Source organism: Mycobacterium sp. shizuoka-1 (genome assembly GCF_002723835.1).
Taxonomy (GTDB): Bacteria; Actinomycetota; Actinomycetes; order Mycobacteriales; family Mycobacteriaceae; genus Mycobacterium.
Genome location: NZ_BEWG01000031.1, coordinates 123,845 through 144,256, shown reverse-complemented (window position 1 = coordinate 144,256; position 20,412 = coordinate 123,845). Strand labels below are relative to the sequence as shown.

Here is a 20,412-nt window from a genome sequence, read left to right as displayed (position 1 = left end):
GGTCCGGGCCGGGGCGGGCGGCCGCCGAGGACACCATCTCGACCGCTGGGAGCTTGGCCGCGATGACCGGCGGTGGGTCGTCACGCGTCAGGGTGAACACCGTGATCAGGACGGCGACGACGGCGATGACTGCCAGCGTGATACCTCCGGCCCGGCCGGGGTCGGCCCGGATCGCCGCGAGCCAGTCGCGCCGGCCGGTGTGACCGTCGGGAATCCAACTGGGCACCGCGATCTCGTCATCGTCCGCGTCGTCGGCGGTGTCGTCGTCCCTGACGTCGTGCGGGCGCAGGCGGCGGTGCAGGCTGGCCAGCGGCTGCTCGGTTCGCATGCCGCGACCGTAGGGCCCGCCGCCCATGCGAATCCGCTGTGCGGGACGTCCGGTGGCGAAGCTGTGGATGAATCCGCAACTGTGTACCGAACGCCAGCCGAGGAGGACTGCCTTGACCGCCATCACCGACCGCCCCATCCGGGTGATCCAGTGGACGACCGGCAACATCGGCCGCCGGTCGCTGCACGCCATCATCGGCAGGCCCGACATGGAACTGGTCGGCGTGTACGCGCACGGCGCCGACAAGGTCGGGGTGGATGCCGCCGAGCTGTCGGGCTGGCCAGAGCCGACCGGTGTCACGGCCACCAACGACATCGACGCGCTGCTGGCCGCCAAGCCCGACGCCTGCTGCTACAACCCGCTGTGGCCCAGCATCGACGAGCTGGTGACGCTACTGGAGGCCGGCGTCAACGTCTGCGCGTCGGCGGCCTGGATCACCGGCGGCAAGCAGAGCCCCGAGGACCTCGACCGCATCCGAAAGGCTTGCGAGCGCGGCAATTCCACGATCTTCGGCAGCGGTGCACACCCCGGGATGACGAACATGGTCGGGATGGTGCTCTCCGGCTCGTGCGAGCGTGTCGACGAGATCCGCATCACCGAGTCGGTGGACTGTTCCACCTACGAGTCGGCGGGGACCCAGTCCGCGATGGGCTTCGGCTGCGACCCGAGCACCCCGGGGCTGGCCGAGAGCGTGCGGGTCGAGAGCGAGGTGTTCGCCGAGTCGGCGGCGATGATGGCCGATGCGATCGGCGCGACGCTGGACCGGATGACGTTCGACGTCACGTTCACCACCGCCACCGGTGACAGCGACCTGGGGTTCATGACGATCCCGGCGGGCACCGTCGGCGGGGTGTACGGCTACCACCGGGGCTGGGTCGGTGACCGCAATGTGGTCAGCGTCGGCTTCAACTGGATCATGGGAAGCCATGTGGTGCCGCCCAAGCCGCTGGAGCACGGCCACGTGATCCAGGTGTTCGGGGTGCCCAACATGCGCACGGTGCTGCACTGCTTGCCGCCGAAGAACTGGCCGGAGCCCGGCTTCATGGGGCTGGGCATGATCTACACCGCGATGCCGGTGACCAATGCCGTCCCGGCGGTCGTCGCGGCCGCACCGGGGATCGTGACGCTGGCCGATCTGCCGCCGGTGACCGGGCGGTTCGCCGGCTGAGCCCGCTGGGCGGGAATTGATCCGGACTGCGGTCCGTTTAACTCCGGTGAAGTGCCGGGCAGCGGGTCCGGCGCCACCGGATCAAGGAGTAACCCACCATGGCCGCACCGGTTCAGACCACCGACCTCAGCGCAGGAACCTGGGCGATCGACCCCGTCCACTCGTCGATCAGCTTCTCGGTACGCCATCTCGTCGTCAGCAAGGTGCGCGGCACCTTCGGCACGTTCAGCGGCGCCGTGACCGTGGCCGAGGACGGCACCCCGTCGGTGTCCGCCGAGATCGACGTCGCCTCGGTGAACTCCGGCAACGAGCAGCGTGACGCCCACCTGCGGGCGGCCGACTTCTTCGACGTCGGGACCTATCCCACCGCCACCTTCGTGTCGACCTCGGTGACCCCCGACGGCGACGACTATCGGCTCGAGGGCGACTTCACCCTCAAGGGTGTGACTCGGCGGGTCAGCCTGGCGCTGCAGTTCAACGGCGTCAATCCCGGCATGGGCCACGGCGCGGTCGCCGGATTCGAGGCCTCGGTGGTGCTGAACCGCAAGGACTTCGGCATCGACATCGACATGCCGCTGGAAACCGGTGGCGCGGTGGTCGGCGACAAGGTCACCGTGACGTTGGAGATCGAGGCGCTGCGGCAGGCCTGACCGGTCAGGNCGCCCGCGCCGACGTGCACGCCGAGCACCGGGCCCAGGTCGGTGACGACCACCTCCCCGCAGCCGGGTAACGCGGCGGCCAGCGTGGCCGCCACCTCGGCCGCGGCGCCCGGATTGTCGATGTGGTGGACCGCGAGCGCGGCGCGCTGCTCGCCCACCGCCTCGAGCACCTGCTCGACCATCGCCGCCTGCGCCTTGGAGGCGGTGCGCACCCGCTGGGCCAGCACCAGCCGGCCCTGCTCATCGATCCGCAACAGCGGCTTGAGGGCCAACGCGGTACCGAGCCAGGATGCCGCCGTACCGATCCGGCCACTGCGCCGCAGGTTGTCCAGCCGATGGACGACGATGTAGGCCCGCATGCGGGAGACCGCCGATTCCGCCGCGGCGACAACCGCGTCCAGATCGGCGCCCGCAGCCGCCGCGCGGGCCGCGGCCAGCGCGACGAATCCGGTACCCATGGCCGTCGACTTCGAATCGACCACCCGCACGGCGCCGTCGAACTCACGCGCGGCGTACTCGGCGGCGCCCAACGTGCTGGAGAGCTCACCGGAGATGTGGACCGCAACCACGCCGTCCCCGCCGCTGTCGTCCAACGCTTCCCGGTAGGCCGCGGCGAGCTCACCGGGCGTGGCGCCGGCGGTGGTCACGTGCCCTCGCTGGTACAGGTCAGCCGGGACCGCGTCGACCCCGTCGCGCAGATCGTGGCCGTCGACCAGAATGTGCAGCGGCACAACGCGAATATCGCAGGCGCTCACGACATCGGACCCCAGCCGAGCCGACGAGTCGGTGACCACGACAACGGTCATGGGTCAGTCGCGCGCAGAGTCGAGCGGAACACCGGCCTCGGCAAGCGCTTTCAGCATCAGCTCAGCGACACCCTGGTGTGCTTCGAAGTTCCAGTGGATCCCGTCGGGATTGCCCCGGCCGGCCAGGACCTCGTCGGCCACTGCGGCCTTCAGATCGACGACCGGGATGTTGTGCTCGCCGGCCCATTCGTTGATCGCCGCGACCGTGCCCGCCCGGCCTCGATGCGACATGCCGTAGGTGGGGGCGATGTGTACCGAGGGAACCGAGGCGACGATGGGCAAACCCGGGCGGTTGAAATCCAGTGCACCTCGGGTCATTTCGAGGTACTCGACGGTCAGGTGCGGAGGCAGCGCGGGACGGGCGATCGGCGATAGCCTGGGCTGCGCCCAGCCGTAACCGTCGCGTACCCAGCGCCGCAACCAGGACGGCCGGACGTACCGGATCAGTTCGCGCAGCGCGGTGGGCAGCGGCGACGGCAGCGAGTCCATCCCACTGGTCGCGAAGATCACCGCCCCGGCGCGTGGCAGCGCAGCCCAGGCCCGCGGGTCCTGCGTGGCCGCCCACCACACGTCGCGGCTGGTCCAGCCGATCCGGCCGATCAGCTCGACATCCCAACCCAGTTGGCGGGCAACGATATTGGGCCAGATCCTGGGATCATCGGACGGCAGGCCGCCCTGCGGCCCGTAGTAGGACAGTGAATCGCAGAAGATCAGGAGCGTAGCGCGGGAATCAGAGGACATCGTTGGCCACCTGAGCCGAGGCGTTCCAGACATCCAGGCGCCAGCGGATGTCGTCGAACCCCGCGTCGTCCGCGCTGTGACCGGACAGTTGGGCCCAGCTGGCGTTGCCCATCCCGCCCAGTACCGGCCAGCTCTGCACCGGCAGCCGGAGCAAAGCGGCGCACAAGGCGGCGATCAGCCCGCCGTGCGCCACCAGCACCACCGGCCGGTCGGGCTCCTCTGATCCCCATTCCGGTTCACCGGCAACCAATTCCGCAACCAGCGGCAAGCTGCGATCGGCGACGTCGATGCGACTCTCACCGCCGTGCGGGGCCCAGGTGGCGTCGTCACGCCACGCCAGCCGCGCTCCAGGGGCGGCGTCATCCACCTGATGGTGGGTCAGTCCTTGCCAGTCGCCCAGGTGAGTTTCCCGAAGCCGGGTGTCGATCTGCACGCGCAGCCCAGTGCGCTCCCCCAGCGCCACCGCGGTGTCGAACGCGCGACGCAAATCCGAGGACACGATCTGCAGCGGTTGGCGTTTGGCCAGCACTTCGGCCGCGGCGACGGCTTGGGCCCGGCCCAGATCGGTCAGGTCGGTGTCGAGCTGGCCCTGCATGCGGCTGTCGGCGTTGTACTCGGTCTGGCCGTGCCGCAGCATGACCAGCCGGCGCACTCTCATGGGGTGTCCTCATCCGCTGCTGCCGCCGCGGCGGTGGCATCCACGTCGTCGAGGTCTACCGAGACCAGCGGGCAGTCCCGCCAGAGCCGGTCCAGTGCGTAGAAGTTGCGCTCCTCCTGGTGCTGGATGTGGACGACGATGTCGACGTAATCCAGCAACACCCAGCGACCTTCCCGGGTGCCCTCCCGGCGGGCGGGCTTGTATCCCGCCTGCCGCATCTTTTCCTCGACCTCGTCGACGATCGCGTTGACCTGCCGCTCGTTGGACGCCGAGGCGATCACGAAGCAGTCGGTGATGACCAGCTGACCGGAGACGTCGATGACGACGACGTCCTGCGCGAGCTTGGCCGCGGCGGCCCGGGCTGCCACTCCTGCCATCTGGATTGCTTCGTCGGACGCGGTCACGTGGTGATCTCCTCGGTTGTGTACAGGCCGCGCTTGGACACGTACTGGACGACGCCGTCGGGCACCAGGTACCAGATCGGCCGGTTCCCGGCGGCGCGGACGCGACAGTCGGTGGACGAGATGGCCAGTGCGGGCACCTCGACCAAGCTCAACGCTTCCTCTGGCAGCTGGTCGAAGGCGGCCACGATGTGTTGGCCGTTGAGTTCATAGCCCGGCCGGCTGACGCCGACGAACTTTGCGAGCGCGAACAGCTCCTCCCAGTTCTGCCAGGACAGGATCGAGGCCAGCGCATCGGCCCCGGTGATGAAGAACAGCTCGGCGTCGGGATTGAGCGACCGCAGATCGCGCAGGGTGTCGCTGGTGTAGGTGGGACCGCCCCGGTCGATGTCGACGCGGCTCACCGAGAACCGGGGGTTGGAGGCGGTGGCGATGACCGTCATCAGGTAGCGGTCCTCGGGGGCGGTCACCTCCCGGGTCTTCTGCCAGGGCTGACCGGTGGGAACGAACACCACCTCGTCGAGCTCGAACAGCGCGGCCACCTCGCTGGCGGCAACCAGGTGGCCGTTGTGGATGGGATCGAACGTCCCACCCATCACGCCGAGCCTGCGCCGCGCCGAAGAAACCACGGTTGACCAGCTTACGGGAGGCTGCCGGGCGTTTCCCGACGCTGGCGGGCGGCCGCACTGCCCGTGCGCTGGCAAATACCTTAGCGGGGAATCCGCCCGGTTCAGGTAGCATTTCGCCCTGAGTCGAGTTATGCCGATCAAGGGGCGTTCAATGAAGAACTTCGGTAACCGACGGATGACACTGCCTGTGACCGGTGTGGTGGCTGCGGCCGCCGCGGTGACGATGGCCCTCACCCCCACGGCGTCGACCGCGCCGGTGCTGACCGCGGCGAGCGTGGACTACCTGCGCGGCACCAACATCGGCTGGACACCCACCGACCAGCAGTACCGCGACTTCATCAGCCGGGTTCTGGACGGCACCGACACGCCCGCCGACCCCCCGGTGTCGAGCGGTTTCATCGACTACAACGCCGGCTTCTGGCCGGTCTCGAACAACTACATCTTCGATCTGACGTGGAACAAGTCGGTGGCCCAGGGCGTGGCGCGGGTCGAAGCCAGGAACCCTGACGGCGACGTGGTGTTCGGCAACTCCCAAGGCGCGGTCGTGCTGTCTCGCTACAAGGCCGCCCACCCCGAGGGGACGGGTAACACCTTCGTGCTCGTCGAGAACCCGAGCCGACCCAACGGCGGGGTGATGGAACGGTTCGCCGGGCTTTACATCCCGGTCCTCGACATCAGCTTCACCGGCGCGACGCCCGACAACGGCGATACGACGATCGACGTGGCACGCCAGTGCGACGGCTGGGCGGACTTCCCGACCTACCCGTTGAATCTGCTGGCGACGGTCAACGCGATCATGGGCATGGTCTACGTGCACGGGCAAACCCAGACCGAGCTCACCGCGGCCGACATCGAGGCCGCCAAGGCCGGCGGCAGCGCGTACTACCAACAGCACGGTGACACAACGTATTACCTGATCCGGACTCCCCTGGTTCCGTTGCTGATGCCGCTCAAGGGCATCGTGCCCGATCCGGTGCTGGGCGCCATCGACCCGGTGTTGCGCAGGTTCATCGAGATGGGTTACGACCGAACCGATTACAGCGCCCCGACGCGGGCCAAGCTGTTCCCTTCGATCAGCCTTCCCAGTCTGCCGAGTCTGCCCGGGCTGCCCAGCGCCGCCGCCAAGGCTGCGCCGAAGGCCGCCGCAACGGTCGAGACGACGGATCCCGAGACCGAAACCGACACCACCGCCCCGAGCGTGCGAGCCGCCGCGAAAGCGCCGGTGGCAACGAGTAACCCAAAGGCGAACTCGCCCAGAGCGGACACGCCGAAGGCCGACGCCGTCAAGGCAAGCCCGCCGAAAAAGGCCGCCGCGACCGGGGACAGCGGCCACACGAAGGGCACCGGCGGCAGCGCCCGGCCGTCGAAGACCGCCGACTAGGTGTACCTTGGGCGCCCGCGGACGCCGAGATCGACGTTTTGCAGGCTTCTACTCGCACTCTCGCTGCCAAGCGTCGGTTTGGGCGACATCAGACCGGCAGTAGCTGATCGATCACCGCGGCGAGCTGCTTGGCCGACCGGCATTCGTGCATGGTGATCACGTCTTCGTAGCGCGGCACCGCCGAATCGCCGCTGCCCCACAGATGCCGCGGCTCGGGGTTGAGCCAGTGCGCATGCCTGCTGGCGCTGACCATGTGGGCCAGCACGTCGGTGGCGGGATTGCGATAGTTGGTCCGTCCGTCGCCGAGCACCAGCAGCGAACTGCGCGGGGACAATACGTTGTGGAAGTTCTCGGTGAACGAGACGAACGCGTTGCCGTAGTCGGAGTGCCCGTCGCGGGTGTACACCCCCGCCTCGCGGGTGATGCGCTGGATGGCCATGGCGAGGTCCGCGTCCGGCCCGAACAGGTGGGTCACCTCGTCGGTGGTGTCGATGAAGGCGAAGACGCGAACACGGGAGAACTGCTGGCGCAGGGCGTGCACGAGCAGCAGCGTGAAGTGGCTGAACCCGGCCACCGATCCCGAGACATCGCACAGCACGACGAGTTCCGGACGCGCCGGGCGCGGTTTGCGCAGCACGACGTCGATCGGCACACCCCCGGTCGACATCGACTTGCGCAGCGTCTTGCGCATGTCGATCGCGCCGGCCCGGTGGCGGCGGCGCTTGGCGGCCAGCCGAGTGGCCAGCATCCGCGCCAGCGGTGAGACGACCTTGCGCATCTGGCGCAGCTGGTCACCGGAGGCCCGCAGGAACTCCACGTTCTCGGCCAACTGCGGGATGCCGTACATCTGGACGTGGTCGCGACCGAGTTGCTCGGCGGTACGCCGCTTGGTCTCGCTTTCCACCATCCGGCGCAACTGGGCGATCTTCTGCGCCGCAAGTGATTTGGCGATCTGCTCCTGGGTGGGACTCGGATCGTCGCCGTGCGGGGCCAGCAGGCCGGCCAGCAGCCGGCCCTCCAGCTCGTCGAGTCCCATCGCCTTGAGCGCCTGATAAGACGAGTACGACGGACCGCGACTCGAGGTGTAGCGGCCGTACGCCTCGACGATCTGGGCGATCATCGCCACCAGCCGCTCGTCCATGTCCCCGATGTCGGGGTTCTGGGCCAGCAGGTCTGCCAGCATGCCCCGCATCGCCTCGATGTCCTCGGGCGGCAAGCCCTCCGGGGGGTCCCCGTCAGCGTCCTCGTCGACCAGGACGGTGCGCCCGCCCAGGGCCGCCGGCCACCACAGATCGAACAGCGCGTCGTAGGTCTGACGGTGATCCGCGCGACGCAGCACCGCGCAGGCCAGACCTTCGCGCAGTGCCTCCCGATCTCCGAGCCCCAGCACGGTCATCACCCGGCCGGCGTCGACCGTTTCCGAGGGTCCGACCGAAATGCCTTGACCGCGCAAGGCTTCGACGAAGCCCACCAGATGACCGGGCAGGCCGTGCGGAGCCAGCGGTTGTGGGGGTCGCACCCGGCGGACGGCCATCGGCTTAGTTCAGCCGCAGTTCGCCGGCCGCGCGCTGCTGGTCGGACTGGTGCTTGAGCACCACACCGAGAGTCGCGGCGATGGTGGCGTCGTCGATGGTGTCCAGCCCGAGCGCGAGGATGGTCCGGCCCCAGTCGATGGTCTCGGCCACCGAGGGCAGCTTCTTGAGCTGCATGCCGCGCAGCACGCCGATGATGCGGACCAGTTCGGCGGCCAGCGCCTCGGGCAGTTCGGGCACCCGGGACAGCAGGATGCGCCGCTCGAGCTCGGCGTCGGGAAAGTCGATGTGCAGGAACAGGCAGCGCCGCTTGAGCGCTTCGGACAGCTCCCGGGTGGCATTCGAGGTCAGCACCACGAACGGGGTGCGCGACGCGGTGATGGTGCCCAATTCGGGCACCGTGACCGCGAAGTCGCTCAGCACCTCCAGCAGCAGGCCTTCGATCTCGATGTCGGCCTTGTCGGTCTCGTCGATCAGCAGCACGGTGGGGTCGGTGCGCCGGATTGCGGTCAGCAGCGGGCGGGACAGCAGGAATTCCTCGCTGAACACGTCGTCCTTGGTACGGTCCCAGTCGCTGGAAGCCCCCGAGCCCGCCTGGATCCGCAGGATCTGCTTGGCGTGGTTCCACTCGTAGAGTGCCCGGGCCTCGTCGACACCCTCGTAGCACTGCAGCCGCACCAGGCCCGAGCCGGTGCACTGGGCGACGGCGCGGGCCAGTTCGGTCTTGCCGACACCGGCCGGCCCCTCGACCAGCAGCGGCTTGCCCAGCCGGTCGGCCAGGAACACCGCGGTGGCGGTGGCGGTGTCGGGCAGGTAGCCGGTCTCGGCGAGCCGCTTGGAGACATCGTCGATGTCGGCGAACAGCGGCGCCGGGCGTGCCGGGGTTTCAGTCACGGGTTCTCCTGTCGTGATCAGGCAGGTCGGGTGTGGCCGTCTCCCCAGACGATCCACTTGGTTGACGTCAACTCGGGCAGACCCATCGGGCCGCGGGCGTGCAGCTTCTGGGTGGAGATGCCGATCTCGGCTCCGAAGCCGAACTGCTCACCGTCGGTGAACGCCGTGGAGGCGTTGACCATCACCGCGGCCGCGTCGACGCGTTCGGTGAACCGTTGCGCCGCAGCGAGATTGGTGGTGACGATGGCTTCAGTGTGGCCGGTCCCGTAGGTGTTGATGTGTGCGATCGCAGCGTCCAGATCGTCGACGACGGCGACGGCGATGTCCATCGACAGGTACTCGGCGCGCAGGTCGTCTTCGCCGGGGTTCTCGTGCAGGGTGACGCCGGCCCGCTGCAGCGCGCCGAGCAGCCGGAGCCGCCCGGTGTCGGCGATGCCGGCGTCGAGCAGCAGCGTCTCGGCGGCGTTGCAGACGCTGGGCCGCCGGGTCTTGGCGTTGAGGATGATCCGCTCGGCCACGTCGAGGTCGGCGGCCGAGTGCACGTACACGTGGCAGTTACCCACGCCGGTCTCGATCGTGGGCACGGTGGCATCGCGCACCACGGCGTCGATCAGTCCGGCACCGCCGCGCGGGATCACCACGTCGACGAGGCCGCGGGCCTGGATCAGGTGGGTGACGCTGGAGCGGTCGGCGCTCGGCAGCAGCTGCACCGCGTCTTCGGGCAGTCCCTCACCGGCCAATGCGCCGCGCAGCGCGGTGACCAATGCGGCGTTGGAGTGCGCGGCCGACGAGCTTCCGCGCAGCAGGACGGCATTGCCGGATTTGAGGGTGAGGCCGAACGCGTCGACGGTGACGTTGGGCCGGCCCTCGTAGACGATGCCGACCACGCCCAGCGGGACGCGCTGCTGACGCAGCTGCAGCCCGTTGGGCAGGGTACGCCCGCGCAGCACCTCGCCGATCGGGTCCGGTAGCCCGGCGACCTGGCGCAGGCCGGCTGCGATGCCGTCGATCCGCTGCGGGTTGAGCGCCAGCCGGTCCAGCATCGCCTCGGCGGTGCCCGCCGCGCGTGCGGCGTCCAGATCGGCGGCGTTGGCGGCCAGGATCTGATGGGCGTGGGCGAGCACGGCGTCGGCAGCGGCGTGCAGGGCCCGGTCCTTGGCCGTGGTGGTCACGGTTGCGAGGGTGCGTGAGGCGACCCGCGCGCGCCGGGCCGCGTCATGCACCTGGTCGCGGACATCAACGACCGCGGGCGCCTCGACACTCATTACCCCAGGGTATCGGTCTCCCCACCAACCGGCAGGTGGGGGCTAACGTGGCGACGTGGCCCGGGTCTGCGTCGTCGGCAGTGTCAATGTCGATCAGTTCTTCTCGGTGGCGGTGCTGCCGCGTCCCGGCGAGACGGTGCTGTCGTCCTCGCACCGCACCGAACCCGGCGGAAAAGGCGGCAATCAGGCCGTTGCCGCAGCCCGCGCCGGTGCTGACGTGCAGTTCGTCGGGGCGGTCGGCACCGATCCGGCGGGTACCGGTTTACGCGCGCACCTCGCAGCCAACGGCGTCGGGCTGGACGGCCTGGAAGAATCGTCGGCCCCCAGCGGCAGCGCGGTGATCGTGGTGGACGACCGCGGCGAGAACACGATCGTCGTCGCTGCGGGCGCCAACGGCCATCTCAGCATGGCCTCGGCCGCCGCCAGGGCGGCGATCGCCGACTGCGAGGTGTTGCTCGCACAGTTGGAGGTGCCGATCGCGACGGTGGTGGCGGCTGCGCGTGAGGCCCGCGCGGTGGGCGCGACGGTGATCGTCAACGCGTCCCCGGTCAGCAGCGATCCCGGTCTGAGCGAGCTCGCCGCCCTCACCGACGTGGTGATTCTCAACGAAACCGAAGAGGCGCACTGGGATTGGCCCACCACGCATGTGGTGGTGACCCGGGGTGCGCATGGCGCCTCGTACCGGGGCCCGCACGGCGCCGTCGACGTGCCATCACCCGCCGTGGAGGCGATCGACACCACCGGCGCCGGCGACGTGTTCGCCGGTGTGCTGGCCGCGGAGTGGGCGTCGGGTCATCAGCGGGCCCTGCGGCGTGCCGCCGCGGCGGGAGCACTGGCGACGCTGGTGCCCGGCGCCGGCGACTGCGCGCCCGTCCGCGAGGCGATCGACGACGCTCTCACCCGGTACTGAACGCCCTACGGTTGGGGCGATAGTGTGCACGCGATGACACACGACGACGCTCCGCGGCCGCCCGACGGCGACTGGCTGGGCACCCCGTATCTGAGGTTCACCCGGGAAGGCGCCTTCGGGGTGTGCGTCCTGGACCGCCCCGAGGCGCGCAACGCGATGACCCCGGCGATGTATTTCGGCATCAAGTACGCGGTCACCCACGTCGGCCGCGATCCGGACCTGGCCGGACTGCTGATCACCGGTACCGGTGACGTGTTCGCCCCCGGCGGTGACATGGGCGGCGGCGGGGTGGACAACTGGCTGACCTTCGGCTCCGCGCTGGGTATGGATGCGCTGCCGTTCGACACCCTGCGGCAGTCGGCCAAGCCGGTGGTGGCCGCCGTCAACGGGCTGTGCCAGGGCGGCGGCATGCAGATCGCGCTGTGCGCCGACATGGCGGTGGTCAGCGACCGTGCGACGTTCCGCGTGCCGGAGCTCTACCGCGGCATCGCCGACACCTACTACAGCCACATGCTCGCCCGCCTGATCGGCCCGGTCCGGACCCGAGACCTGATGTTCACCGGCCGCACGCTGACCGCCGCGGAAGCGCTGGACTGGGGCCTGGTGGCGCGGGTGGTGGCCCACGACGATCTGCACGATGCCGCGCGCGACGTCCTGGCCCAGTGCTGCCGCACCGCGCCACACGCCCGCTCGGTGATCAAGTCCAGTCTGGACAACTACATCGGGCTCTACGACCGCATCGGCATGCAGGCCAGTCTCGGCGCACCGGAGTCCATCGAGGGCTTCCTGGCGTTCAAGGAACGACGCTCCCCGAACTGGGTGCACCCGGCCCTGCGCATCGACGGCAGGTTGTAGCCGCCTCGCGAACGTAGCCTGGGTTGGATGACACGCGAACAGTCAACCCGTTCCAGTCCCAGCCGCCTCTACGTTCCCTTGATGATCGGACTCGTTCTGGGGGTGACCGTGGCGGCGTCGACCGGACAGTGGTGGTGGTCGACCGTGGGAGTCCTGGCCGGCGCGGCCGTCGGCGGTCTCGCCGAGCTGATCCACCGCAGGTCGCGACGCCGCTGATCAGTCTTCGGGGATCTCGCGTTCGATCTCGGCCAGCCAGATTCGCGCCGACATGTCCGACGGCGCCCGCCAATCCCCCCGGGGCGACAGCGAACCACCGTGAGACACCTTGGGCCCGTTGGGCAGTGCCGAACGCTTGAACTGGCTGAACGAGTAGTACCGCTGCGCGAAAACCTGCAGCCAGTGCCGGATCTCCTTGAGCGAGTAGGCCGGTCGCTGGCCTTCCGGAAAACCGGGCGGCCAGTTGCCGCTGTCGGGATCGCTCCAGGCATGCCAGGCCAGGAACGCGATCTTGGACGGCCGAAAGCCGTATCGCAGCACGTGGAACAGGGAGAAGTCCTGTAGCGAGTAGGGGCCCACCTTGGCTTCGCTGCTCTGGATCTCTTCGTCCTCGCCGGTGGGCACCAGTTCGGGGGTGATCTCGGTGTCGAGCACCGACTGCAAGATCTCGCCGACTTCGTCGTCGAACTGGCCCGAGGAGATGACCCACCGAATGAGGTGCTGGATCAGGGTTTTCGGCACCCCGCCATTGACGTTGTAGTGCGACATCTGGTCGCCGACTCCGTAGGTCGACCAGCCCAGTCCCAGCTCGGAAAGGTCGCCGGTGCCCAGCACGATGCCGCCGCGCTGATTGGCGAGCCGGAACAGGTAATCGGTGCGCAAACCGGCCTGCACGTTCTCGAAGGTGACATCGTAGACCTTCTCTCCCCGGGAGAACGGATGGTCCATCTCGGTCAGCATCAGGTTGGCGGTCGCCCTGATGTCGAGTTCGGCGAAGGTGACACCGAGTGCCAGGGAGAGCTTGACGGCGTTGTTCTTGGTGCGATCGCCGGTGGCGAAGCCGGGCAGCGTGAAGGCCAGAATGTCGCTGCGCGGCCGGCCTTCTCGATCCATCGCATGCGCGGCGACGATGAGCGCATGCGTCGAGTCCAATCCGCCGGAGACGCCGATCACGAGCTTGGGATAGTCGAGTGCCCGCATGCGCTGCTCGAGCCCGGCCACCTGGATGTTGTAGCCCTCGTAGCAATCCTGTTCCAGCCGTGCCGGATCGCTCGGGACGAACGGGAAGCGTTCCACCTCCCGCAGCAGACCGATGTCGCCACCGGGCGGGTCGAGCCGAAAACCGATGCGCCGGAACGACGAAAGCCCGTCCTGGTGGTGACGGCGATTGTCGTCGAACGTGCCCATCCGCAGCCGCTCGGCACGCAGCAAGTCCAGATCGACATCGGCCACCGAGCGGCGCTCCCCCCTCGGGAACCGCTCGGATTCGGCCAGCAGGCGGCCGTTCTCGTAGATCATGGTCTGCCCGTCCCAGGCCAGGTCGGTGCTGGACTCCCCCTCGCCTGCCGCGGCGTAGACATAGGCCGCCAGACAACGCGCGGATGCCGAGCGGGCCAGCAGCGCGCGGTCCTCGGCACGGCCGATCGTGATCGGACTGCCCGAAAGATTCGCCAGCACCGTCGCGCCCGCCAGCGCGGCCTGCGCGCTCGGCGGTACCGGAACGAACATGTCCTCGCAGATTTCGACGTGCAGCACCAATCCGGCGACATCGTCGGCGGCGAACAGCAGGTCCGGACCGAACGGCACGTCCGCGTCACCGATACGGATCGTGCCGTGGATGTCATCACCGGGCGCCACCTGGCGTCGTTCGTAGAACTCCCGATAGGTCGGGAGGTAGGACTTGGGCACCACACCGAGCACCACGCCGCGATGGATCACCACCGCGGTGTTGTAGATGCGATGCAGGTAGCGCAGCGGCGCGCCGACCACCAGCACGGGAAACAGGTCGGCGGATGCCGCGACGATGTCCAGCACGGCGTCCTCGACGGCATCGAGCAGGGAATCCTGCAACAGGATGTCCTCGATGGAATAGCCCGACAACGTGAGCTCAGGAAACACCGCCACGGCGACGCTGTCGTCGTCACACTCCCGGGCGATCCGCAACACCGAGGCGGCGTTGGCGGCCGGATCCGCCAGCACCGTGCGGTGGGTGCAGGCGGCCAGCCGCACGAAGCCGTGCCGGTAGGCGGAGTAGAAATCCATGCCCCATTGTTGCCCGTCGCCTTCTCGGTGGAAACGCGAACCCGCCCGACAGGCGTGTCTGTCGCCGCCGAACGGGTAACCCCGCCCTCATGGCCGATACCGCGCTGCTGGTGGTGGACATGCTCAACGCTTACCGTCATCCCGACGCCGACATGCTGTCCGACAATGTCGCCGACATCGTCGAGCCGCTCGCCGAGCTCATCGGCCGGGCCCGGGACGGCGACGACGTCGAGCTGATCTATGTGAACGACAACTACGGCGACTTCACCGCCGAGCCCAGCGACATCGTCAATGCCGCCCTGACCGGAGCCCGTCCGGATCTGGTGCGTCCGATCGCGCCGGAGAAGGGCTGCCGGCTGATGACGAAAGTGCGCCACAGCGCGTTCTACGCCACGCCGCTGGACTACCTGCTGAGCCGGCTCGACGTCGAACGGGTGATCCTGACCGGTCAGGTCACCGAGCAGTGCATCCTCTACAGCGCACTGGATGCCTACGTCCGCCACTACTCGGTGACGGTGCCCGAAGACGCGGTGGCACACATCGATGCCGAGCTCGGCGCGGCCGCGCTGGCGATGATGGAACGCAACATGAGCGCCGAGATCGTCACCGCCGCTCAGTGCCTCAGGTGAGCCAGGTCACACTGTTCTGCTCCTGCAGGCGGCCGCACAAGTGTTGGCACTCAAGGCTTTTGCGTAGCACTGGGCCGCCTTTCGAGTACGCCCCTACGCGTTCGTTCCGCTGTTCCCAGTCGTAGTTTTCCCGATAGAGCGGCCTGCGCTCCGCAGGCCGAGGAGATCGGGGGATCCACGATGTTGTCAGTACACGCTCCAGCCCACCAGCCACCGTCGCGCGTCGTTGATACCCGGCCGACCGTGCTGATCACCGAACACGAAGTGAAGTTGTTGACCGCCGCCGCGATCGCCGCGGCACCGCCGCGTCCGCGGCCGTTCGCGCGGTGGATCGCCGCTCGCCGCGCGGCCCGCGCGGCGCGGCCCCAGCGGCGCCGCGGCACGCCGGTGCACTACGACTTTCTGGAACACGCCGCGATGGCCCGCGCCATGGAACGGCTGTGAGGCCGGCGGCGCCGTAACACCCACGCAGCGCGGCGCGATTACGCCTACAGCAATTTCACACCGGGTCGGAGGATACGTGCGACGTCGATGCAAGGCCGCCTGCGCCGCCCTGGTCCTGGTGCTCGCCGCACTGCTGGGCGACCTCGGGACCGTCACCGCGCAGGCCGCCCCGGCACCGGTACCCGCGCCGGCCACCAAGGACTTCTCCAAACCGGCAATCGTCGTGCTGGGCTACGGCCTGCTCCCCGACGGTTCGATGCGGATGATCCTGCGGCGCCGCGTGCTGACCGGGCTGGCGGTGGCCCAGATGTTCCCGCAGTCGCCGATCATCGTCACCGGCGGTAACCCGCGCAACGGGGTGACCGAAGCCGCGCAGATGCGCCGGATGCTGCTGTTGCTGGGCTTTCCCGACAACCGGATCATCGTCGAGGACAAGGCCAACAGCACCGTGCAGAATGCGCAGTTCTCGGTGCCGCTGGCCAAGCAGGCTGGCACCTCGGGGATCATCCTGGTGACCTCGACGACCCATCAGGGCCGGGCCGACGGCGATTTCGTCGACGCCGGCGCCAATCTGCTGGCCACGATGAGCTATCCGGACGGGAATCCGACGATGAACGTCACCCAGTTCGCGCGGGACATGCTCAGCCCGCTCACCGACTTCGGCTGATTACTCTGGAGCAGGTGGAAAGTCCCGAACTCGTCGCGGTGTTGGCGGGCCGGCGCGTCGCGGTGCTCACCGGCGCCGGGATCTCCACCGATTCGGGTATCCCCGACTATCGCGGACCGGACTCCCCGCCGGCCAACCCGATGACGATTCGCCAGTTCACCTCGAGCCGGGCGTTCCGGCAGCGGTACTGGGCGCGCAATCACCTGGGCTGGCGGCACATGGCCCAGACCCTGCCCAATGCCGGACACCGCGCGCTGGCCCATCTGGAGCGCGTCGGGGTGGTCAGCGGCGTGATCACGCAGAACGTCGACCTGCTGCACACGAAGGCGGGCAGCCGCAACGTCGTCAACCTGCACGGCACCTACGCGTGCGTGGTGTGCCTGGACTGCGGGCACACCATGTCGCGCGCGGCACTTGCCGACGAACTGGAGGCGGCCAACCCGGGTTTCGCCGAGCGTGCGGAGCGGCTCGGCGGCATCGCGGTGGCTCCCGACGCCGACGCCGTCGTCACCGACACCGAGTCCTTCCGCTTCATCGACTGCCCGGCGTGCGACGGGATGCTCAAGCCCGACATCGTCTATTTCGGCGAAAGTGTCCGCAAAGAGATTGTTGCCCAAGCATTTTCGCTCGTCGACGAGTCCGACGCGCTGCTGGTTGCCGGCTCGTCGCTGACGGTGTTCTCCGGCTACCGGTTCGTGCGGCACGCCGCCGCACTGGGCATACCGATCGCGATCGTCAACCGGGGCGCCACTCGTGGTGACGATCTGGCCACCGTAAAAGTGGACAGCGGCTGTTCGCCGATGCTGGCGCTACTGGCCGACGAACTGGCTGCGCCGATGTCGGCCTGATCTACACCGCGACCAGGTCGTCGGCGTGCACGGCAGGACGGCGCATGTCCGCAGGCAATTCCGAGGTGGACCGCCCGATCGTGGTCGCCAGTTCGGCGGCGTCGTAGGCGACCACCCCGCGGGCGACCATCTGGCCGTCCAGATCCCGCAGTTCGACGACATCGCCACCGAAGAACCGGCCGGTCACCGCGGTGATCCCGGCCGGAAGCAGCGAACGCCGCTGCTTGACCACCGCACGCACCGCACCCGCGTCCAACGTCAGGACCCCGGCGGCCTCGGCGGCATAGCGAACCCAGAACCGGCGGGCCGACATCCGGTCCGGGCGGGGGGCGAACACCGTGCCCACCGACGCATCGCTGAGCGCGGCGCCGGCGTCGGCCGCTGCCGCCAGCAACACCGGAACCCCGGCGTCGGCGGCCAGCAGCGCCGAGGACAGCTTGGAGCGCATGCCGCCGGTGCCCAGCCGGCTGCCCTGCCCTGCGGTCACCCCGTCGAGATCGTCGGGCCCGGCGACCTCGGGGATGAACCGGGCCGGATTGTCCTCGGACGCCTTGCGAGGGTCGCCGTCGTAGAGACCGTCGATGTCGGAGAGCAGGATCAGCGCATCGGCGCCCACCAGATGGGCGACCAGCGCCGAGAGCCGGTCGTTGTCCCCGAAGCGAATCTCGTTGGTGGCCACGGTGTCGTTCTCGTTGACGATCGCCACCGCGTGCAGGGCCCGCAGCCGGTTCAGGGTGCGCTGGGCATTGGTGTGCTGGACACGTTGCGAGATGTCGTGCGCGGTCAGCAGGACCTGCCCGACCGTGCGGTGGTAGCGGGCGAACGCCGCGCTCCAGGTGTTCACCAACGCCACCTGCCCGACACTGGCCGCGGCCTGCTTGGTGGCCAGATCAGTGGGCCGCCGCGTCAGACCCAGCGGCTCGATGCCCGCGGCGATCGCGCCCGAGGACACGATGACGACATCGGAACCGGCCGCCATCCGCGCCTCGATGGCGTCGACGAGCTTGTCCAGCCGGCCCGCGTCGAACAGTCCCGATTTGGTGGTCAGCGCGGTGGTACCGATCTTGACGACGACACTGCGCGCGGTGCGCACCGCGTCGCGGTATTCGCTCACGCGCCGTCCTCGCAGGCTCGGCCGTCGCGTGCCACCTGTCGGTTCGCTCCGCAAGCGTCGCTCACGCCTGGTCCTCGTGCTCCCGACGCTGGCGGCGGGCTTCCTTGCGCTCGGCCGCCCCGATGCGGTCGTTGCGCTCCAGTCGGGCGTCGGTGCCGCGACCGGTCGGCATGACGTCGACACCCGCGGGGGTCTGCGGCTCCCAGTCGAAGGTCATGTCGCCGATGGTGACCGCGCAGCCGGGTTTGGCGCCCCGCTTGATCAGTTCGTCCTCCACCCCGAGCCGGGCCAGCCGGTCGCCGAGATAGCCGACCGCCTCGTCGTTGTCGAAGTTGGTCTGCGCAATCCAGCGTTCCGGCCGGACACCACGCACGATGAAACCGCCGGAGTGGTCCGGGTCGGGCTCCACGGTGAACCCGGTCTGGTCCACCGGAATCGGCCGGATCACCGGGCGCCGCGGCACCACCTCGGGCTGCGCGGCCTGATAGGCGGCCACCATCTCCCACAGCGCGAAGGTCAGCTCCCGCAAGCCCTCTCGGCTCACGGTGGACACTTCGAACACCGGCCAGCCGCGCGCCTCGATATCGGGCCGGACGAAGTCGGCCAGCTCTCGGGCCTCGGGGACGTCGATCTTGTTGAGCACCACCGCCCGCGGTCGGTCGGCCAGGTCACCCAGAGTCGAATCACCCTGCAGGGTAGGTCGATACGCGGCGAGTTCGGCTTCCAGCGCGTCGATGTCGGAGATCGGGTCGCGGTCGGGTTCCAGGGTGGCGCAGTCGACCACATGGACCAGCAGCGCGCAGCGTTCGATGTGGCGCAGGAAATCCAGGCCGAGCCCACGGCCTTCGGAGGCACCGGGGATCAGCCCGGGGACGTCGGCGACGGTGAAGGTGTGCTCCCCCGCCGAGACCACCCCGAGATTGGGCACCAGTGTGGTGAACGGGTAGTCCGCGATCTTGGGTTTGGCCGCCGAGATCGCCGACACCAGTGAGGATTTCCCGGCCGACGGGAAGCCGATCAGCCCGACGTCGGCGACCGTCTTGAGCTCCAGGGTGAGCTCGCGTTCCTCACCCTTCTCACCGAGCAGCGCGAAACCGGGAGCCTTGCGGGCCCGCGACGCCAGCGCCGCGTTGCCGAGCCCGCCGCGGCCACCCTCGGCGGCCACGAAACGCGTGCCCGCGCCGACCAGATCGGCCAGCAGCCGACCGTCGGCGTCCAGGACGACGGTGCCGTCGGGCACTTTCACCTCGAGGTCGGCGCCGTTGGCGCCGTCGCGGTTGTTGCCCATCCCCTGCTTGCCCGACGGTGCCGCGACATGAGGGTGGAAGTGGAAGTCGAGCAGGGTGTGCACCTGCGGATCGACGATCAGGACGACGCTACCGCCGCCTCCGCCGTTCCCGCCGTCGGGTCCGCCGAGCGGCTTGAACTTCTCCCGGTGCACCGAGGCGCAGCCGTTCCCGCCGTTACCGGCGCGGGTATGGATGACGACGCGGTCGACAAAACGGGGCATCGGAGAGTCCTTTCAATCGCCGAGTGCGAACCTGGTGCGAGTTATCGGTCTCGACCTCGCAGTGGATTCACACTCGCGATCGAGACCTACTCCGGTCGCGCGGCGCTGACGATGTTGACGGTCTTGCGCCCGCGCTTGACGCCGAACTCCACCTGGCCGGGGGCCGTGGCGAACAGGGTGTCGTCACCGCCGCGCCCGACGTTCACGCCGGGGTGGAAGTGGGTGCCACGCTGGCGGACGAGGATCTCGCCGGCCTTGACGAGCTGGCCGCCGAAACGCTTGACGCCGAGCCGCTGGGCGGCTGATTCGCGACCGTTGCGCGAGCTGGAAGCGCCCTTTTTGTGTGCCATGTCAGTTCGCTCCCTCGACTACTTGATTCCGGTGACCTTGAGCACCGTCAGCGGCTGACGGTGGCCCTGCCGCTTGTGGTAGCCGGTCTTGTTCTTGAACTTGTGGATGCGGATCTTCGGGCCCTTGGTGTGCTCCAGCACCTCGCCGGTGACCGCGACCTTGGCCAGGTCGGCCGCGTCCGTGGTGACCTTGGCGCCGTCGACGACCAGGGCGACGGGCAACGAGACGGAACCGCCGGCCTCGACCTCGAGCTTCTCGACCTTGACTATGTCTCCAACGGCGACCTTGTACTGCTTGCCGCCGGTCTTGACGATTGCGTACGTCGCCATCGTTTCCTCTGCCTTGCTCTGCGGGCGCGCGCTA

At 68.9% G+C, this 20,412-nt stretch carries 22 protein-coding genes and 2 pseudogenes; 10 read left to right on the top strand and 14 right to left on the bottom strand.

Translation table 11 applies throughout. The features are described 5' to 3' along the window. A pseudogene (locus tag MSZK_RS11170) lies at positions 1 to 328 on the bottom strand (hypothetical protein); the annotation flags it as partial. Between the two features lie 112 nt (positions 329 to 440). Between MSZK_RS11170 and MSZK_RS11165 the strand changes: the two are divergent. After that, the gene (locus MSZK_RS11165) at positions 441 to 1,496 is read left to right on the top strand and encodes a dihydrodipicolinate reductase (RefSeq protein WP_099247717.1); all 1,056 of its coding nucleotides are present in this window, start codon (positions 441 to 443) and stop codon (positions 1,494 to 1,496) included. Between the two features lie 98 nt (positions 1,497 to 1,594). Further along, positions 1,595 to 2,146 (top strand): YceI family protein, encoded by a 552-nt coding sequence (locus MSZK_RS11160; RefSeq protein ID WP_099247715.1) that lies wholly within the window; start codon positions 1,595 to 1,597, stop codon positions 2,144 to 2,146. A 5-nt stretch (positions 2,147 to 2,151) separates the two neighbouring features. Here the strand turns inward: MSZK_RS11160 and MSZK_RS11155 are convergent. The 5 genes and pseudogenes from MSZK_RS11155 to nadD form a co-directional block, all read right to left on the bottom strand. Beyond that, positions 2,152 to 2,961 (bottom strand): annotated as a pseudogene (locus tag MSZK_RS11155) (DegV family protein); the annotation flags it as partial. A gap of 3 nt (positions 2,962 to 2,964) precedes the next feature. Then, positions 2,965 to 3,702: a diglucosylglycerate octanoyltransferase gene (octT, locus tag MSZK_RS11150; RefSeq protein WP_099247713.1), complete on the bottom strand. Its 738-nt coding sequence runs from the start codon at positions 3,700 to 3,702 to the stop codon at positions 2,965 to 2,967. Continuing rightward, a complete protein-coding gene (gene gpgP, locus MSZK_RS11145) occupies positions 3,692 to 4,360 on the bottom strand; it encodes a glucosyl-3-phosphoglycerate phosphatase (protein ID WP_099247711.1) in 669 nt (222 codons plus the stop codon). Before gpgP ends, octT begins: the two co-directional genes overlap by 11 nt. Next, positions 4,357 to 4,764 carry a ribosome silencing factor gene (gene rsfS, locus MSZK_RS11140; protein ID WP_099247709.1) on the bottom strand — a complete coding sequence of 136 codons (408 nt, stop codon included), beginning with the start codon at positions 4,762 to 4,764 and terminating at the stop codon, positions 4,357 to 4,359. Before rsfS ends, gpgP begins: the two co-directional genes overlap by 4 nt. Further along, on the bottom strand, positions 4,761 to 5,390 hold the full coding sequence (nadD, locus tag MSZK_RS11135) for a nicotinate-nucleotide adenylyltransferase (RefSeq protein WP_255414205.1): 630 nt from the start codon (positions 5,388 to 5,390) through the stop codon (positions 4,761 to 4,763). Before nadD ends, rsfS begins: the two co-directional genes overlap by 4 nt. Before the next feature lie 175 nt (positions 5,391 to 5,565). Between nadD and MSZK_RS11130 the strand changes: the two genes are divergently transcribed. Next, entirely contained in the window at positions 5,566 to 6,771 is a 1,206-nt protein-coding gene (locus MSZK_RS11130; RefSeq protein ID WP_233211228.1) for a PE-PPE domain-containing protein, read from the top strand. Between the two features lie 88 nt (positions 6,772 to 6,859). Here MSZK_RS11130 and MSZK_RS11125 read toward each other — a convergent pair whose 3' ends face one another. From MSZK_RS11125 to MSZK_RS11115, 3 genes are read right to left on the bottom strand one after another with little or no spacing between them, the layout of a single operon-like run. After that, on the bottom strand, positions 6,860 to 8,305 hold the full coding sequence (locus tag MSZK_RS11125) for a VWA domain-containing protein (RefSeq protein ID WP_099247703.1): 1,446 nt from the start codon (positions 8,303 to 8,305) through the stop codon (positions 6,860 to 6,862). A gap of 4 nt (positions 8,306 to 8,309) precedes the next feature. Then, positions 8,310 to 9,197, bottom strand: coding sequence for a MoxR family ATPase (locus tag MSZK_RS11120; RefSeq protein WP_099247701.1), 888 nt, complete (start codon positions 9,195 to 9,197; stop codon positions 8,310 to 8,312). A 17-nt stretch (positions 9,198 to 9,214) separates the two neighbouring features. Then, positions 9,215 to 10,462 carry a glutamate-5-semialdehyde dehydrogenase gene (locus MSZK_RS11115; protein WP_099247699.1) on the bottom strand — a complete coding sequence of 416 codons (1,248 nt, stop codon included), beginning with the start codon at positions 10,460 to 10,462 and terminating at the stop codon, positions 9,215 to 9,217. 55 nt (positions 10,463 to 10,517) lie between these two features. Between MSZK_RS11115 and MSZK_RS11110 the strand changes: the two genes are divergently transcribed. The 3 genes from MSZK_RS11110 to MSZK_RS33400 all read left to right on the top strand — a co-directional run bounded on the left by MSZK_RS11110 (position 10,518) and on the right by MSZK_RS33400 (position 12,443). After that, a complete protein-coding gene (locus MSZK_RS11110) occupies positions 10,518 to 11,372 on the top strand; it encodes a PfkB family carbohydrate kinase (protein WP_099247697.1) in 855 nt (284 codons plus the stop codon). Between the two features lie 33 nt (positions 11,373 to 11,405). Next, positions 11,406 to 12,227, top strand: a complete 822-nt coding sequence (locus MSZK_RS11105; protein ID WP_099247695.1) for an enoyl-CoA hydratase/isomerase family protein — start codon at positions 11,406 to 11,408, stop codon at positions 12,225 to 12,227. 81 nt (positions 12,228 to 12,308) lie between these two features. After that, positions 12,309 to 12,443 (top strand): hypothetical protein, encoded by a 135-nt coding sequence (locus tag MSZK_RS33400; protein ID WP_255414204.1) that lies wholly within the window; start codon positions 12,309 to 12,311, stop codon positions 12,441 to 12,443. Here MSZK_RS33400 and MSZK_RS11100 read toward each other — a convergent pair whose 3' ends face one another. Next, the gene (locus MSZK_RS11100; RefSeq protein ID WP_099247693.1) at positions 12,444 to 14,486 is read right to left on the bottom strand and encodes an NAD(+) synthase; all 2,043 of its coding nucleotides are present in this window, start codon (positions 14,484 to 14,486) and stop codon (positions 12,444 to 12,446) included. 89 nt (positions 14,487 to 14,575) lie between these two features. Here MSZK_RS11100 and MSZK_RS11095 point away from each other — a divergent pair, with 89 nt between their 5' ends. The 4 genes from MSZK_RS11095 to MSZK_RS11080 all read left to right on the top strand — a co-directional run bounded on the left by MSZK_RS11095 (position 14,576) and on the right by MSZK_RS11080 (position 17,074). Then, entirely contained in the window at positions 14,576 to 15,115 is a 540-nt protein-coding gene (locus MSZK_RS11095; protein WP_099247691.1) for a cysteine hydrolase family protein, read from the top strand. 243 nt (positions 15,116 to 15,358) lie between these two features. Next, positions 15,359 to 15,559: a hypothetical protein gene (locus tag MSZK_RS11090; protein ID WP_099247689.1), complete on the top strand. Its 201-nt coding sequence runs from the start codon at positions 15,359 to 15,361 to the stop codon at positions 15,557 to 15,559. A gap of 76 nt (positions 15,560 to 15,635) precedes the next feature. Continuing rightward, a complete protein-coding gene (locus MSZK_RS11085; RefSeq protein WP_099247687.1) occupies positions 15,636 to 16,226 on the top strand; it encodes a YdcF family protein in 591 nt (196 codons plus the stop codon). Between the two features lie 14 nt (positions 16,227 to 16,240). Continuing rightward, entirely contained in the window at positions 16,241 to 17,074 is an 834-nt protein-coding gene (locus tag MSZK_RS11080) for an NAD-dependent protein deacetylase (RefSeq protein WP_099247685.1), read from the top strand. Position 17,075: 1 nt separating this feature from the next. Here the strand turns inward: MSZK_RS11080 and proB are convergent, their stop codons facing one another. From proB to rplU, 4 genes are all read right to left on the bottom strand, one after another. Then, positions 17,076 to 18,188, bottom strand: coding sequence for a glutamate 5-kinase (proB, locus tag MSZK_RS11075; protein ID WP_099247683.1), 1,113 nt, complete (start codon positions 18,186 to 18,188; stop codon positions 17,076 to 17,078). 61 nt (positions 18,189 to 18,249) lie between these two features. Further along, positions 18,250 to 19,698, bottom strand: coding sequence for a GTPase ObgE (obgE, locus tag MSZK_RS11070; RefSeq protein ID WP_099247681.1), 1,449 nt, complete (start codon positions 19,696 to 19,698; stop codon positions 18,250 to 18,252). Positions 19,699 to 19,784: 86 nt separating this feature from the next. Then, positions 19,785 to 20,048 (bottom strand): 50S ribosomal protein L27, encoded by a 264-nt coding sequence (gene rpmA, locus MSZK_RS11065; RefSeq protein ID WP_099247679.1) that lies wholly within the window; start codon positions 20,046 to 20,048, stop codon positions 19,785 to 19,787. A gap of 18 nt (positions 20,049 to 20,066) precedes the next feature. Next, complete coding sequence (gene rplU, locus MSZK_RS11060) at positions 20,067 to 20,378, bottom strand: 50S ribosomal protein L21 (protein WP_099247677.1); 312 nt, start codon at positions 20,376 to 20,378, stop codon at positions 20,067 to 20,069. Positions 20,379 to 20,412 lie beyond the last annotated feature (34 nt).